Source organism: Plantactinospora sp. GCM10030261 (assembly GCF_042666615.1).
In the GTDB taxonomy this organism is placed as follows: domain Bacteria; phylum Actinomycetota; class Actinomycetes; order Mycobacteriales; family Micromonosporaceae; genus KBS50.
In genome coordinates this window covers 61926-76920 of sequence record NZ_JBHTDD010000027.1, presented here as the reverse complement: position 1 = coordinate 76920, position 14995 = coordinate 61926, and the positions used below count along the sequence as shown (strand labels likewise).

Genomic DNA, 14995 nt, shown 5'->3' with positions numbered 1-14995 from the left:
GCGGGAGAAGGGGCGGGGGGAGGAGGGAGAGGGGCGGGGGGCGGGGGGAGTTAGGTGAGGGCGGGTTCGGCTACCGAGAGGAAAAGGTCGTTCTCGGCCGGGGTGCCGATGGTGACCCGGACCCCCTCGCCGGGGAACGGCCGGACGATCACGCCTCGGGCCTCGCACGCCTTGCCGAATTCCACCGACCGGTCACCCAGCGGCAACCAGACGAAGTTCGCCTGGCTGCCCGGCACATCCGGCACCACCTTGCGGATCGCCTCCGTCACCCGGTCCCGCTCGGCGATCACCAGGTCGCACCGCCGGCGTACCTCGTCGGCCTGCCGCAGCGCGGCCAACGCGGCGGCCTGCGCCACGGCGCTGGTGGAGAACGGCGTCACGACCTTCCGCACGGCGGCGGCGATGTCGGGCTGGGCCACCAGGTAACCGATCCGCAGGCCGGCCAGGCCCCATGCCTTGGACAGGGTGCGCAGCACCACCACGTTGGGCCGGTCACCGTACTCGGCGAGCCCGTCCGGCACCTCCGCGTCCGTGACGAATTCGCGGTACGCCTCGTCGAGCACCACAAGCGTGGTCGGCGGCAGGTCAGCCAGGAACGCGTCCAGCTCGGCCCGCCGCACACTGGTGCCGGTCGGGTTGTTCGGGTTACAGACCAGGACCAGCCGGGTCCGGTCGGTCACGGCAGCGGCCATCGCCGCGAGGTCGTGCCCGTGCCCGGCCGTGTTGGGCACCCGCACGCTTGTCGCGCCGGTGGTCGCCGCGATGATCGGGTACGCCTCGAAGGAACGCCACGAGTAGACGATCTCGTCACCGGGCAGGCAGGCAGCCCGTACCAGATGCTCGGCCAGCGCCACCGACCCGCAGCCGGTGGCGATCCGGCCGGCGTCCACGTCCAGCGTCGCGGCCAGCGTGTCGCGCAGGGCGACCACGCCCATGTCCGGGTACCGGTGGGCGGTGGCCGCCGCCTCGGCGATCGCCTCGACCACGCCGGGCAGCGGCCCGTACGGCACCTCGTTGCTGGCCAGTTTGACGGCCTCCGGAAGGCCGAGCTCCCGGGCCAGGTCGGCCGGGCTGCGGCCGGGCACATAGCTGGGCAGGGCCTCCAGGTCAGCCCGGGTGAGCCGGGGTGTGGCCGGGCGGTCGCCGGCTGGGTGGTCGCCGGGCGTGGTCATGCGGGACCTCCAGGGGTGTCGGTGTTCTCCGGCTCACTGGCCGAGGGGTGGGTGGCATGCCGGGGCACGCCGACGACGACGGTCTGCGCGAGTTTGTCGTGTAGGGCCTGCCGCAGCGGCCGGTCGAAAAGCGGGTAGACGCAGTCCACGAGCTGTAGCACGAAGCCGATGCAGCAGAACCAGAGAAAGACCGGGACGCCGCCGAGGGTGTTCCACCGGCGGATCGCGCGTCCGAAGCCGAGCGGTTCGTCCGGGCCGAGCGAAACGACCTTGATGCCCATCAGCCGCTTGCCGAGTGTCTGGCCATTCGCCGCGATCGCGGGGACCTCGTACGCGAAGCCGAGCGCGACGACGATCAGCAGGATCACCAGTTGCAGTCCGGCCGCCTGCTCGCCGGCCTGCGGCAGTCCTTCGGTGGACGAGTTGCCGGCCAGCGACCGGCGCATCATCTCCCGGTACACCGGGGCGACCTCCTGCGCGTACCGGTAGATGAACCAGCCGTTGACCAGCGCGTTGAGCACCACCAGGATGCCGACGTCGATGAGCCGTGCGGTGAGCCGGCGGCCGAGACCGGCCAGCGGTAGTCCGTGCGGGCGCGGTTCCGGCATCGGGTAGGCGTACCCGGGAGGCCAACCGGGTGGCGCGGCGCCGCCCGGCACGCCGGGCGGCACGGTCCCGGCCGGCGGCGGCGACATCGGTCCGCCGGCCGAGCCCCAGCCGGTCGGTCCCGCCGGGCCGCCCGGCCCCGGTGGACCCCAGCCACCCGGTGCCCCCGGCCCGGGGCGGCCACCGGGTCCGGACACCGGCGCCGCGTTGCCGCCGCCGGAGGTCGCGGCGACCGGTGGTGCGGACGCCGGGGACTCGGCGGGCGGTTCGGTGACCGCGGGTGGACCGGGGGGCGGGTTGGCATCCGCGGGCAGCGGTTCGCCGATCCAGCCCTCCCCGTCCCAGTACCGTTGCGTGGTCGGTTCGGCCGGATCGCGGTACCAGCCCGGTTCCACCGTCACGGCGTGCGCCTCGACATTCTCACGCTGGAACCTTATCCACGATCGACCAGCCCACCAGCCGCGGCGGTGTCACAGGTTGCCGCGCGCCTCCTGCTCCCGCTCGATCGCCTCGAACAGCGCCTTGAAGTTGCCCTTGCCGAAGCCCAACGACCCGTGCCGTTCGATCAACTCGAAGAAGACGGTGGGCCGGTCCTGCACCGGCTTCGTGAAGATCTGCAGCAGGTAGCCGTCCTCGTCCCGGTCGACCAGGATCTTGCGGGCCTTCAGCTCCTCGATCGGCACCCGGACGGTACCGATCCGGGCCCGCAGTTCCGGGTCCTCGTAGTACGAGTTGGGCGTGTCGAGGAACTCCACTCCGGCGGCCCGCATGGCGTCGACGCTGGCGATGATGTCGTTGGTGGCGACCGCGATGTGCTGGGCGCCCGGGCCCTGGTAGAACTCCAGGTACTCGTCGATCTGGGACTTCTTGCGGGCCACCGCGGGCTCGTTCAACGGAAACTTGACCTTGCGGGTGCCGTTGGCCACGACCTTCGACATCAGCGCCGAGTAGTCGGTGGCGATGTCGTCCCCGACGAACTCGGCCATGTTCGTGAATCCCATGACCCGCTTGTAGAACTCCACCCACTCGTCCATCCGGCCGAGTTCGACGTTGCCCACCACGTGGTCGACGGCCTGGAAGAACCGCTTCGGCTGGACGCCCGCCTCGATCATCGGCGTCCGGTCCACGATCGGGCCACGGGCCGCGAAACCGGGCAGGAACGGGCCGGAGTAGCGGGACCGGTCGACCAGGGTGTGCCGGGTGTCCCCGTACGTGGCGATGCTGGCCACCCGGACGGTGCCGTGCTCGTCGCTGAGATCGTTCGGCTCCACCAGGCCCGTCGCGCCCTGCGTCAGCGCGTGCGCGTACGCGGCGTCCACGTCCGGCACCTCCAGCGCGATGTCGATCACGCCATCGCTGTGCTTGACCACGTGCGCGGCCCCGGCGGCGTCCGGGCGGACCGCGCCGGTCAGCACGAACCGGGCCGAACCGCTTGTCAGCACGTACTCGGCGTAGTCCCGAAAGCCCTGCTCTGGGCCCCGGTACGCCACGCAGGTCATGCCGAACGCGGTGGAGTAGTAGTGCGCGGCCTGCTTGGCGTTGCCCACCATGAAATGGACGTAGTCGAGCCCCTTGACCGGGAACGGGTCACGGGAGAGGTCGTGGTCGACGGCGCCGATCAGTTCGTCGACATCGACGTCGTCACCGGGCTGCGGCCGGTCGATCGCCTGGGTCATCGTGCTCGACTCCCTCCATCGCGGCGCCCACGTCCGGGCGGCCTAGTGGCGAGGATTCCGGGGATGCCCGGCTTGGGCAACTCTCCGTGCTCTCGCTGGTCAGGTTGCACATTCCGTATGGTTATGAGGTATGACGGCTGTGCAGAATGACCAGCTCGACGGGTTGGACGTCCGCTTGATCGATCTGCTGGCGGCGGAACCGCGGATCGGCGTCCTGGAGTGCTCCCGCCGGCTCGGCGTGGCGCGCGGGACCGTCCAGGCCCGCCTCGACAAGCTGGTGGGCAGGGGAGTGATCCGGGGCTTCGGGCCGGAGATCGCGCCGGCCGCCGTCGGCTTCTCCGTCATGTCCTTCGTGACACTGGAGATCAGCCAGCGGCACGGGCACGAACAGGTGACCCGGCACCTGGCCCAGATCCCCGAGGTGCTCGAGGCGCACACCATCACGGGCGGGAGCGACCTGCTCTGCCGCATCGTCGCCCGGTCCAACGCCGACCTGCAACGCGTGATCGACCAGATCGTCTCGTACGAGGGGATCGGCCGGGCCTCGACGGTGATCGCACTGGCCGAGCAGATCCCGTACCGGGTGCTGCCGCTGATCCGCAGCGCGGTGGCCCGGCCGGTGCCGGCGAAGCCCGGACCGTCCACCGCGGTTCCATGAGGTCGCGGCCTGCGCGGCGCGGTGGGGTCGCGCGGGCGGGACTCAGATCGCCACCGCGGGCCCCGTCCGGCACTCCTCGGCGCTGCGCCGGTAGTGCGACCACGCCTCGGCGAGCCGGCGGACTCCCTCGTCGAAGACTTCGGGCGGCCGGGCGTAGACCAACCGGAGATGGTCATCGGTGGTGCCGTGCGCGGAGAACGCCGCGCCCGGCACCACCGCGACGCCGAACCGGGTGGCCACCTCGGCGAAAGCGGTGGCCGTGCCGGCCGGTAGGCGCAGCCACAGGCCCAGGCCGCCGTCCGGCGGTCGCCAGGAGAAGCCCGGGAGCACGCGGGGGAGGATGTCCGTCGCGTGGGCCAGGCTCTCCCGCAGGGCGACGAGGCGCGCCGCCCGGACGTCACCTTCGACGGCGAGCAGCCGGGTCGCGACGATCTGGTCGAGCACTGGTGTGCCGAGGTCGGCGCGCGCCTTCGCCCGGGTGAGGCGGGCGATCAACGGGGCGGACCCGCGGATCCAGCCCAGCCGCAGACCACCCCAGTGCAGCTTGGACAGCGAACCGATGACCACCAGGTTCGGCGCGTCGACGACGGCGGCCAGGGGCGGCGGTGCGGGCCGGAACGCCAGCCCGACCTGGCCGGTGTCCTCGATGACGAGCGCGCCGGCGCCGGCCAACCTCCGGGCGAGGCGGGCTCCCGTAGCAACGTCCAGCACCCTGCCGAGCGGTCCCAGGACGGGCATGAGGTGAACCAGCCGCACCGGCTGCCGCTCCAGGGCCCGCGTCAGGTCGATCGGGTCCTCGGTCACCGCCCTGACGCCGACGATCTCCACCGGTAGCCCTCGCAGGATGTCGAGGACGCCGGGATTTGTCGGGTCCTCCACCACCGCCGTGTCGCCCCGGTGCAGCACCTCCTCGCAGAGCAGGGCCAGCGCCTGCTGTTCTCCGGTGGTGACGAGGATCTGGTCCGGAGCTGTCGGCAGGTCACGCCGGGTCAGATGGTCGGCCAGGGACTGTCGCAGAGCGGGTAGTCCGCCGGGCAGGTAGCCCGGGGTGTCGAGGATGCCGTCGGTCTCCTCGTCCGGCAGTCCGGCCAGGACCTCGCGGAGCCGGTCGGTAGCCGGCAGCGCCGCGGTGGCCAGGTCAATCAGGAGTGTCGCGTCGCGAAGGGCCGCCATCCGGAGTACCCCCGGCGGTTCCTCCGCGGCCGGCCGCCGGGGTGCCCCGCGTATCCATGTGCCGCTGCCCTGCCTGCTGTCCAACAGATGCTCGGCGCGCAGGACGTCGTACGCGGCGACGACGGTGCCCCGCCCGATGGCGAGGCGCCGGGCCAACGCCCGTTCCGCCGGCAACGCACCGCCCGGTGGGAGGTCACCGCGGTGGATCGCCGATCGGATGGCGTCCGCCAACCGCCCGTACAGCGGGCCCGAACCCGTGGACCAGTCACCGAGTGCGTCCTGGAGCTGCATATGACGCCAACCAATCGGACCGTAATTGGATCTGTTTCCCAGTCGGAACCGGCTTCATATTGGACTCGGACAGCGGTGCTGCCGTCAACGGCGGAAGGGTGCGAACGTGCGGTTGGGGATGGTGGGGCTGGGTCGGATGGGCGGCCCGATGGCCCGGCGACTGGTCGAGGCTGGACACGGGATCGTCGGCCACGACGAGGCCGAGGCCGCCCGGCGCCGGGCTGGCCGATCGGGTGTCGAGACATTCGACGAGCTCGACGACCTGGTCGCGGCGCTGCTCCCGCCCCGGGTCATCTGGCTCATGCTGCCGGCGGGTGCGGCCACCGGCGCCGTCCTGGACCGGCTGGCCGGGCTGCTCGCCACCGGTGACCTGGTGGTCGACGGGGGGAACAGCGACTGGCGGGACGCCGAGCCGAGGGCCGCGGCGCTGGCGGCGGTCGGCGTCGGGTTCCTCGACGTCGGGGTAAGCGGTGGCCAATGGGGTTGGCGCCACGGCTACGGGCTCACCGTCGGCGGCCCGCCGGAGCAGGTCGAGCTGGTGTGGCCGGGGCTGATCGCGCTGGCTGCCCCCGGGGCGGTCGCCCGAGTGGGCCCGACCGGCGCTGGTCACTTCGTCAAGGCCGTACACAACGGCGTCGAGTACGGGCTGATGCAGGCGTACGCGGAGGGTTTCGCGCTGCTCTCCGCCGGCGACGTCGACGCGAGCACCGCTCTGCGGGTGTGGCAGGCCGGCTGCTCGGCGCGGTCCTTCCTGCTGGAGCAGATGGTGGCGGCGTTGGCGGAGAACCCGACCCTGGACGGTGTCGGCGCCGCCGTGGCGGACAGTGGAATGGGCAGGTGGACCGCGGCCGAGGCGGTGCGATTGGCCGTGCCGACGCCGGTGTTGAGCGCCGCGTTGCATGCCCGGTTCGCGAGCCGCGACGCCCATCAACCGGCCAACCGGCTGCTCGCGGCGGCCCGAGCCCAGATCGGCGGGCACGCGACCGGTGGACCCGAAGGGCACCCGACCGATGGCTGACGTCAACCTGGTCCGGTCCCGTTCCGACCGGGTGCTGCGTGAGGTCCGCGCGGTGGTCGAGTCGGTGGATCCGACGTCGCTGGCTGCCCTGTGGGCGGCGCTCGACCGGTCCACCCGGACCTTCTTCACCGGCCAGGGCCGGTCCGGGTTGATGGCACGGGCGATCGCCGTCCGCTGGATGCATCTCGGCCGGACCGCCCACGTGGCCGGCGACCCGGTCACGCCCGCGATCGGCGCGGGCGATCTGCTGCTCTGCCTGTCGGCGAACGGGCGCACCGCGACCACGGTGCGGCACGCCCGGACCGCGCGGGCGGCGGGTGCCCGGGTCGCCGTGCTGACCGCCAACCCGCACGGTGAGCTGAGCGAGGCGGCCGACCTGGTGGTGACCATCCCGGTCGGGTCCGCGGTACGTACCGCGCAGCACGCCGGCTCGCTGTTCGAACAGGCTTCCCTGCTGGTCGGAGACGTCCTGTGCGGCGCCCTTCAGGTGACCGACGCCATCCCCGACGGGGACCTGGACCGTCGGCACGCGAACCTGCAGTGAGCGGCACATCCGCCGCTCGCGGCACGGGACACCGGCTACCCCGCGCACCGCTCGCTGCGGCGGCCGGCGACCCGGCGCACGCCGCGCGACTGGCGGCGGCCGGCGTGGACGTCGTGGTCGCCTACCACTCGAGCGTCCTCCGTCGTCGCGGGCTTCCCTCGGTCGCCGGTTTGCTGCCGTGGGCCAACGCCAACGACATGACGCTGGGCGTCCTGCCGCGCATCGCCGCCCGGGTCACCGACGTCCCGGTCTTCGCCACCGTCTGTGCCAACGACGCCCTGCGCCCGCCCGAGGATGTGGTGGCGGATGCCGCGGCGCGGGGGGCGGCGGGCGTACTCAACGCCCCGACAGTGGGCCTGCTCTCGGGGCGGGTACGCCGGGCGGTGGAGTCGGCCGGACTCGGGTTCCGGCGGGAGGTCGAGTTGATGTCGTTGGCGCGGGCGAGCGGCCTGCGGGCCTGGGGCTACGCCTTCACCGCCGGTCAGGCGCGGTCACTGGTGGCCGCGGGTGCGGAGGCGATCGTCATCCACCTCGGCATCACCGGGGTCGGGCAGCCGGTGGGGCGAGCCAGGCGGACACGGGCCACCGTCGGCACAGCGGCCCGAACCATCCGGCCGGACGTCCGACTGCTGCTGCACGGTGGTCCGATCCACGATCCGGCCAGCTTTGTCAGCCTCGCGGGTGACCTCGACGTCGGGTTCCTCGGGGCCTCCGCCTTCCCCGACGACCCCCACCTCGACGTGACGGTGCGGGAATGGCGGGCGATGGGCGTGGGACGACCGATCCGGGAGACGACCGAAGGCAGGGCGGTATGAACATGATCGACGTGGACGAATTGGAGAAGTGGCGGGGAGAACCACTTGTGGCCTTCGTCGGAGTCGACACGTTCGGCTCGGCCAGCCACGCCATCTTCGACGGATGGGCCCGGATCCTGGACCGCTCGTGGATCCTGCGCGGGATCGACCTGCCGCTGGACACATCAGCCAGCACCTACCGGCGACTCGTCGGAGCGATGAGGGCCAACCAGGCGATTGCCGGCGCCGTGGTGACCGGGCACAAACTCAGGCTGTACGCGGCCTGCGCCGACGAGCTGGTCTCCGACGACCCGCTGGTGGGTCTGAGCCAGGAGACCAACACCCTGGCGGCGAGCGCCGGTGAGGTACGCGGATACGCGCGCGATCCGGTCTCGCTCACCCACGTGCTGCCGGCCGCGCCGCGGGTGATCTCTCTCGGTGCCGGCGGCGCCGGCACCGCCCTGCTGCTCGCCCAGGGGAGCCGCGACCAGGGCACAGCGTTGTTTCCGGGTGGCCCGCGGCCGGTCGGCACCGAACATATGATCTTCGTGGACCGCGACCGGCGCGCGCTGGAGGCACTGCGAACGGTCGCCACCCGGGCCGGGATCGACCAGACCAGGCTGTCCTTCGTGCCGGTCGCGGATGCGACGGACTGCGACGCGATCCTGGCCGACGTCGCCGGGCCGGCGCTGGTCGTCAACGCCACCGGGCTCGGCAAGGACAGCCCCGGAAGTCCCGTCACCGACCGGGCTCCGTTCACCGCCGAGACCGTCGCCTGGGACCTCAACTACCGGGGCGATCTCACGTTCCTGCGCCAGGCCGCCCGCCGGGGCGCCCGGACGGTGGACGGCTGGGACTATTTCGTCGCCGGCTGGGCTGGCGCGCTCAGCGCCATCGCCGGGGTGCCGTTCACCGCCGATCTGCTGGCCAGGTTCCGCCATACCGCCGCGCCGTTCCGACCCACCGCGCCGTTCCGACCCGCCGCGCCGTTCCGAGCCGAGGAGGCACCGTGACCCCGTTCCGTATCGACGTACCCGAGGCGGAGCTGCGTGATCTGCGCGAGCGGCTGCTGCGCACCCGCTGGCCGGAGGCCGCGACGGTGGACGACTGGTCACAGGGGGTGCCGTCGGACTACCTGCGGGAGCTGTGCGGGTACTGGGCGGAGGACTACGACTGGCGCGTGGTCGAGGCGCGGTTGAACGAGCTGCCGCAACTGCGCGTCGAGATCGGTGGGCTCGGCCTGCACGTCCTCCATGCCCGCTCACCTCATCCCGAGGCGTTGCCGCTGGTCCTCACCCATGGCTGGCCCGGATCGGTGGTGGAGTTCCTCAAGGTGATCGGCCCGTTGACCGATCCGGTGGCGTACGGCGGTGACCCGGCGGACGCGTTCCACGTGGTGTGCCCGTCCCTGCCGGGATACGGCTTCAGCGACAAACCTACGGGTGCGGGCTGGGGCGTGGACCGGATCGCCCAAGCCTGGGCCGAGCTGATGGCTCGGTTGGGCTACTCCCGTTACGGCGCCCAGGGCAGCGACTGGGGCACCAGCGTCACCACCAGCCTCGGCCAGCAGGATCCGGACCACCTGGCGGGTATCCACCTGATGCCGCCGATCGCCGCACCCGACCCGAGCACCTTCGGTGACCTCACCCCGGCCGAGCGGACCGTGCTCGCCGACCTGGAACGGGCCCAGCGGGAGGAGGACGGCTACTCGACGCAGATGTCCACCCGGCCGCAGACGCTGGGCTATTCCCTGATGGACTCGCCGGCGGGCCTGTGTGCCTGGATCGTGGAGAAGTTCCGGGCCTGGAGCGACTGCGCCGGCCATCCGGAGAACGTGTTTACCCGCGACGAGCTGCTGGACAACGTGACGCTCTACTGGCTCACCGGCACCGCCACCTCGTCCGCCCGGCTGTACTGGGAGAGCTTCAAACAGGTGCAGTCCTGGTTCACCGACTCCACCTCGGACACCGTCGACGTGCCGACCGGGTGCACCATCTTCCCGAAGGACCTGCCCCGGCCGTCCCGACGCTGGGCGGCGAAACGCTACCCGGACATCCGGCACTGGGGTGAACCGGACAGGGGCGGGCACTTCGCCGCGTACGAGCGACCGGAGCTGTTCGTGGCCGAGGTCCGCGCCTTCTTCCGGCTGGTCCGATGACTCCCTGGTGGCAGGGCGGGGTCGTCTACCAGGTTTATCCGCAGAGCTTCCAGGACACCGACGCGGACGGCCACGGTGACCTGGCGGGGATCGTCCGCCGGCTGGACTACCTGGTCGACGTGCTCGGCGTGGACGCGATCTGGATCAACCCGTTCTACCGCTCACCGATGGTGGACAACGGCTACGACGTGACGGATCACCGCGAGGTCGATCCCCGGTACGGCAGCCTCGCCGACTTCGACGAGCTGCTCGACCGGGCACACCGGCGTGGACTGCGGGTGCTTGTGGACTTCATTCCGGCGCACACCTCCGACGAGCATCCGTGGTTCCGGGAGGCGAGCGCCGCCCGGGACGCCGAGCGCCGGGACTGGTACATCTGGCGTGACCCGGGGCCGGACGGCGGGCCGCCGAACAACTGGCTGGCGCACTGGGGCGGGTCGGCGTGGACCTGGCACTCCGCGACCGGGCAGTACTTCCTGCACACGTACCTGTCCCGGATGCCGGACCTCAACTGGGAGAACCCGGATGTCCGCAAGGCGATGTTCGACGTCGCCCGGTTCTGGCTGGATCGCGGGGTGGACGGCTTCCGGGTGGACAGTGCGCACATCATCGGAAAAGATCCGTTGTTCCGCGACAACCCGCCAAACATCGACGGAGTCCTGGAGTTCGGTCGGCCGCACGGCGACATGGACAGCCAGCTGCACGTCTATGACCGGGGCACCGGCCGGGTTCATGAGATCTACCGGGAGTTCCGGTCCCTGCTCGACGGGTACGGCGCGGTGTCCGTCGGGGAGGTGGCCGTGACGGACCCGCGGACCTGGGCCGGCTACTACGGCGCCGACCTGGACGAGTTGCACATGCCGTTCAACTTCCGGCTGCTCGGGGTGCCGTGGACCGCCGAGGCGCTGCGAGCGGTGATCGACACGGTCGAGGCGACCGTCCCACCCGGCGGCTGGCCGAACTGGGTCCTCGGCAACCACGACGAACCCCGGGTCGCCAGCCGGCTCGGACCGGCCCGGGCCCGATTGGCGATGATGTTGCTGCTCACCCTGCGCGGTACGCCGGTCATCTACTACGGGGACGAACTGGGCCTACCGGATGTCCCGGTGCCGCCGGAGCGGGTGCGTGATCCCTGGGAGCGGCGCATGCCGGGACGCGGGTTGGGCCGCGATCCCGAACGTTCCCCGATGCCCTGGGACGCCGGTCGGCACGCCGGGTTCTGCCTGCCTGACGTCGAACCCTGGCTGCCGATCGACGAGACGGTGCCGCCGGTCAGCGCGCAGTCGGCCGAGCCGCGGTCGATGCTGGCGTTCACCAGGGACCTGCTGCGGATCCGCCGGGCACATCCGGAACTCGCCCTCGGGACGTACCGCCCGGTCGGTGGGATGCCGGCGGGTTGCCTGGCGTACCTGCGGGAACATGCCGGCGGGCGGTGCCTGGTCGTGCTCAACCTGGACGACCGGTCGGCGCGCCTGGACGTTACCCGGTACGGGCCAGCCGAACTGCTGGCCGGAACCCATCCCCGGGTGTGGCGGGCCGACGCCCCCGATGTCGTCCTGGTCGGACACGAGGGCGTCGTCCTCCGGCTGGCCCCCGCCTGATCCACTACCACAACGCGAACCCGTGTCGTTCCCTGCGGCGTCGGTCGGGTCCCGCTAGGGTTTGCCGGTGGCGAAGGGAAGCGGCCCTTGCGTGAAGTGCTGGCTGGCCTTCGCGCTGGTCGCGGTGATCATCCTCGCCGCGACGGGCGTATGGAACCCCTTCCCGGCGATAATGGACTGGGCCAATCAGAGCCGGGCCCTCTCCGACCCGGCCCCGACCTGGCAGCAGCGTGTCGATGGCACGCCGACCAGCGCCACGATCGCCGGCAACGCCGTCGTGATCGAGCAGCGCACCACAATCGAGGCGCGCAGCCTGTCCACCGGGGTGCAACTGTGGCAGCGCAAGGCCGACTGGGCCGCGGTGGCCGGCGAGGGGTCGGATTCCGTCATCGCCGTGGGCAAGCTTCTGGTCAAGGGGTACGAGTTGATCGACCCGGCCAGTGGTGCGGTGCGCCGTAAGGACACCGCCGCGGAGGCGGTCTGGACCTATCGGAACCTGTTGCTCGACGCCCGCTGCGGCAAATCGACCGAGTGCACCCTTACCGCTTGGGATCCGCGCGGCACCACCCCGTTGTGGAGCACCTTCGTGCCGGGGATCAATTCCGGGCTCACCGGGGACAACCCCAAGGTCAACGGGACCCGGCGGATCGACACCCGGCAGGTGAACGGGGACGCCGGCGGGCCGGAGTTCGCCCCGCCGCTGCTCGGCCTTCCGGTCGACGACCGGGTGCTGGTTGTCGATTCCGCGAGCGGCCGACTGCTCCAGGACATCAAGCCCGGCCAGGAGGACCGGCTGGTGGTGGTCGGTGGGCGGGTGCTGCGGGTGCAGGCCCGGTCGCAGGACGGCACCTGCTACTTCACGGCGACCGCCACGGACCCGGCGACCGGGCAGCAGGTCTGGCGGCACACCGGGGTGAACCTGCGCACCGCGGACGGTGCCGGATGCGTGCAGCGGGAAGACCCCCAGGGTGGGCGGAACGTGCTCGTCGGTGTCGGCCCGGACGCTCGGGAGGCGGTGCTCGACGGATACGACGGCCGTTTCCTCTGGGTCGGTGCGGCCGGGGAGAAGTTGCTTTCCGTCGACGACCGGTACGCGGTGGCCAGGACCCCTGACGGCGGCTCGGTACGCGCCCGGGAACTGGCAGCCGAGACGACCCGGTGGAGCCGGGAGGTCACCAAGTCGGCCGGGGTGGCACTCACGCCGTACGCCGTGATCGTGATCGACGAGAAGCCGGACCGGATCATCGCGGTCGACCCGCGCGACGGCCGCGAGTTGATCAACGTCAGGTCGACGGCCAAGGTGCTGGCGGTGGGCCCGGGCGGCATCGTGATCGGCGACGGGCGGGACGTCGGCTATCTGCGATTCGGGAGCGTCGGGACGACCGCGCCCGGTCCGGGGCCGGACGCGGACCCCGACGGCGGCGCGCCGGCCGGCACCAGCGGTCCGAGCTGCGGCGGTCCGAAGAACGAGGTCTGCCGGTAGCCGTCCGGTGCCCGGCGGCTGTCGTCGTCGGGGCGGCCTGTCCTAGGCTTGCCCCTCATGAGCAGTGCCGGCTTCTCCTATGCGCCCCTGCTGCCGCTGGGGCCGGATCACACCGACTACCGCCTGGTTACCGACGAGGGCGTGGACGTCGTGCACGGTCCCGGCGGCCGGCGGTTCCTGACCGTTGAGCCGGCCGCGCTGACGGCGCTCACCGCCGAGGCCATGCATGACATCGCCCACTTCCTGCGGCCGGCGCACCTGGCCCAGTTGCGGGCCATCCTGGACGACCCGGCGGCCTCGCCGAACGACCGGTTCGTGGCGCTCGACCTGCTGCGCAACGCCAACATCGCGGCCGGCGGTGTGCTCCCGATGTGTCAGGACACCGGCACCGCGATCGTGATGGGCAAACGTGGTCGGCATGTGCTCACCGACGGTAACGACGCCGAGGCGATCTCCTCCGGCGTCTACCAGGCGTACACCCGACTGAACCTGCGGTACTCGCAGCTCGCCCCGCTCACCATGTGGGAGGAGCGGAACACCGGCACCAACCTGCCGGCCCAGGTGGACCTGTACGCCGAGGATCCGGACGGGCATCCGGACGCGTACAAGTTCCTGTTCATGGCCAAGGGCGGCGGCTCGGCCAACAAGTCGTACCTCTACCAGGAGACGAAGGCGCTACTGAACCCCACCCGGATGATGCGCTTCCTGGAGGAGAAGCTGCGGCTGATCGGCACCGCCGCCTGCCCGCCGTACCACCTGGCCATCGTCATCGGCGGCACCTCGGCCGAGTACGCGCTGAAGACCGCGAAGTACGCCAGCGCCAAGTATCTGGACGCGCTGCCCACCGCCGGCTCGATGGCGGCGCACGGCTTCCGTGACCTCGAACTCGAGGCCGAGGTGCTGGAGCTGACCCGGCAGTTCGGCATCGGTGCCCAGTTCGGCGGGCGGTACTTCTGCCACGACGTTCGGGTGGTCCGGCTGCCCCGGCACGGCGCCTCGTGCCCGGTGGCCATCGCGGTGTCCTGCTCGGCCGACCGGCAGGCGCTAGCCAAGATCACTCCATCGGGGGTCTGGCTGGAACGGCTGGAAACCGACCCGGCGCGCTTCCTGCCCGATGTCACCGACGAGAACCTGGACGCCGAGCAGGTCGTCCGGGTCGACCTCAACCGACCGATGGACGAGATCCGGGCGGAGCTGTCGAAATATCCGGTGAAGACCCGGCTGTCGCTCACCGGCCCGCTGGTGGTCGCCCGTGACATCGCGCACGCCAAGATCGCTGAGCGGTTGGACGCCGGTGAGCAGATGCCGCGGTATCTGCGGGACCACGCCGTCTACTACGCGGGCCCGGCGAAGACCCCGGAAGGCTACGCGTCCGGATCTTTCGGCCCGACCACCGCCGGCCGGATGGACGCGTACGTGGAGAAGTTCCAGGCGGCCGGCGGGTCGCTTGTGATGCTCGCCAAGGGAAACCGGTCGGCCCAGGTTACCCGGTCGTGCGCCACCCACGGCGGGTTCTATCTCGGTTCGATCGGCGGGCCGGCGGCCCGGCTGGCCCAGGACTGCATCAAGCACGTCGAGGTGTTGCAGTACCCGGAGTTGGGGATGGAGGCCGTGTGGCGGATCCAGGTCGAGGACTTCCCCGCGTTCATCGTGGTCGACGACAAGGGTGACGACTTCTTCGCCGAGGTGACGAAGCCGGTCCTCACCATCGGCCGACGGTAACCCCTCGGTGCGCCCGCTCCGTTGCGGGCGCACCGCCCCCGTTGCCAAGCCCCCGTGGGCCCGCCAGCCATCATCGCGGGCACCGCTCTCGTTTCGCTC

At 71.6% G+C, this 14995-nt stretch carries 13 protein-coding genes; 9 read left to right on the top strand and 4 right to left on the bottom strand.

What is annotated here, in order from left to right; translation table 11 throughout:
• Positions 1–50: 50 nt before the first annotated feature.
• The 3 genes from hisC to hppD form a co-directional block, all read right to left on the bottom strand.
• A complete protein-coding gene (hisC, locus tag ACFQUZ_RS25925) occupies positions 51–1172 on the bottom strand; it encodes a histidinol-phosphate transaminase (protein WP_377446650.1) in 1122 nt (373 codons plus the stop codon).
• Positions 1169–2179, bottom strand: coding sequence for an RDD family protein (locus ACFQUZ_RS25920; protein WP_377446649.1), 1011 nt, complete (start codon positions 2177–2179; stop codon positions 1169–1171). Before ACFQUZ_RS25920 ends, hisC begins: the two co-directional genes overlap by 4 nt.
• A gap of 69 nt (positions 2180–2248) precedes the next feature.
• Positions 2249–3454, bottom strand: coding sequence for a 4-hydroxyphenylpyruvate dioxygenase (gene hppD / locus ACFQUZ_RS25915; RefSeq protein ID WP_377446648.1), 1206 nt, complete (start codon positions 3452–3454; stop codon positions 2249–2251).
• 130 nt (positions 3455–3584) lie between these two features.
• Here hppD and ACFQUZ_RS25910 point away from each other — a divergent pair, with 130 nt between their 5' ends.
• Positions 3585–4112, top strand: a complete 528-nt coding sequence (locus tag ACFQUZ_RS25910) for an Lrp/AsnC family transcriptional regulator (RefSeq protein WP_377446647.1) — start codon at positions 3585–3587, stop codon at positions 4110–4112.
• A gap of 42 nt (positions 4113–4154) precedes the next feature.
• Here the strand turns inward: ACFQUZ_RS25910 and ACFQUZ_RS25905 are convergent, their stop codons facing one another.
• Complete coding sequence (locus ACFQUZ_RS25905) at positions 4155–5576, bottom strand: PLP-dependent aminotransferase family protein (protein WP_377446645.1); 1422 nt, start codon at positions 5574–5576, stop codon at positions 4155–4157.
• 106 nt (positions 5577–5682) lie between these two features.
• Between ACFQUZ_RS25905 and ACFQUZ_RS25900 the strand changes: the two genes are divergently transcribed.
• From ACFQUZ_RS25900 to ACFQUZ_RS25865, 8 genes are all read left to right on the top strand, one after another.
• Positions 5683–6594, top strand: coding sequence for an NADP-dependent phosphogluconate dehydrogenase (locus tag ACFQUZ_RS25900; protein WP_377446644.1), 912 nt, complete (start codon positions 5683–5685; stop codon positions 6592–6594).
• On the top strand, positions 6587–7138 hold the full coding sequence (gene hxlB / locus ACFQUZ_RS25895) for a 6-phospho-3-hexuloisomerase (RefSeq protein WP_377446642.1): 552 nt from the start codon (positions 6587–6589) through the stop codon (positions 7136–7138). The genes ACFQUZ_RS25900 and hxlB overlap by 8 nt, the downstream gene beginning before the upstream one ends.
• Positions 7135–7953, top strand: coding sequence for a phosphoenolpyruvate hydrolase family protein (locus ACFQUZ_RS25890; RefSeq protein WP_377446640.1), 819 nt, complete (start codon positions 7135–7137; stop codon positions 7951–7953). Before hxlB ends, ACFQUZ_RS25890 begins: the two co-directional genes overlap by 4 nt.
• The gene (locus ACFQUZ_RS25885; protein ID WP_377446639.1) at positions 7950–8945 is read left to right on the top strand and encodes a hypothetical protein; all 996 of its coding nucleotides are present in this window, start codon (positions 7950–7952) and stop codon (positions 8943–8945) included. The genes ACFQUZ_RS25890 and ACFQUZ_RS25885 overlap by 4 nt, the downstream gene beginning before the upstream one ends.
• Complete coding sequence (locus tag ACFQUZ_RS25880) at positions 8942–10090, top strand: epoxide hydrolase family protein (protein WP_377446637.1); 1149 nt, start codon at positions 8942–8944, stop codon at positions 10088–10090. The genes ACFQUZ_RS25885 and ACFQUZ_RS25880 overlap by 4 nt, the downstream gene beginning before the upstream one ends.
• Positions 10087–11691 carry an alpha-amylase family glycosyl hydrolase gene (locus tag ACFQUZ_RS25875; RefSeq protein ID WP_377446635.1) on the top strand — a complete coding sequence of 535 codons (1605 nt, stop codon included), beginning with the start codon at positions 10087–10089 and terminating at the stop codon, positions 11689–11691. The genes ACFQUZ_RS25880 and ACFQUZ_RS25875 overlap by 4 nt, the downstream gene beginning before the upstream one ends.
• 67 nt (positions 11692–11758) lie before the next feature.
• The gene (locus ACFQUZ_RS25870) at positions 11759–13174 is read left to right on the top strand and encodes a PQQ-binding-like beta-propeller repeat protein (protein ID WP_377446633.1); all 1416 of its coding nucleotides are present in this window, start codon (positions 11759–11761) and stop codon (positions 13172–13174) included.
• Positions 13175–13231: 57 nt separating this feature from the next.
• The gene (locus ACFQUZ_RS25865) at positions 13232–14896 is read left to right on the top strand and encodes a fumarate hydratase (protein ID WP_377446631.1); all 1665 of its coding nucleotides are present in this window, start codon (positions 13232–13234) and stop codon (positions 14894–14896) included.
• Positions 14897–14995: the final 99 nt, after the last annotated feature.

Excerpts from the sequence above, each read along its gene's own strand:
- ACFQUZ_RS25875 (WP_377446635.1), top strand. The coding sequence starts at position 10,087 with ATGACTCCCTGGTGGCAGGGCGGGGTCGTCTACCAGGTTTATCCGCAG.
- hxlB (WP_377446642.1), top strand. The coding sequence starts at position 6,587 with ATGGCTGACGTCAACCTGGTCCGGTCCCGTTCCGACCGGGTGCTGCGT.
- ACFQUZ_RS25865 (WP_377446631.1), top strand. The coding sequence starts at position 13,232 with ATGAGCAGTGCCGGCTTCTCCTATGCGCCCCTGCTGCCGCTGGGGCCG.
- hisC (WP_377446650.1), bottom strand. The coding sequence starts at position 1,172 with ATGACCACGCCCGGCGACCACCCAGCCGGCGACCGCCCGGCCACACCC.
- hppD (WP_377446648.1), bottom strand. The coding sequence starts at position 3,454 with ATGACCCAGGCGATCGACCGGCCGCAGCCCGGTGACGACGTCGATGTC.
- ACFQUZ_RS25885 (WP_377446639.1), top strand. The coding sequence starts at position 7,950 with ATGAACATGATCGACGTGGACGAATTGGAGAAGTGGCGGGGAGAACCA.
- ACFQUZ_RS25905 (WP_377446645.1), bottom strand. The coding sequence starts at position 5,576 with ATGCAGCTCCAGGACGCACTCGGTGACTGGTCCACGGGTTCGGGCCCG.
- ACFQUZ_RS25910 (WP_377446647.1), top strand. The coding sequence starts at position 3,585 with ATGACGGCTGTGCAGAATGACCAGCTCGACGGGTTGGACGTCCGCTTG.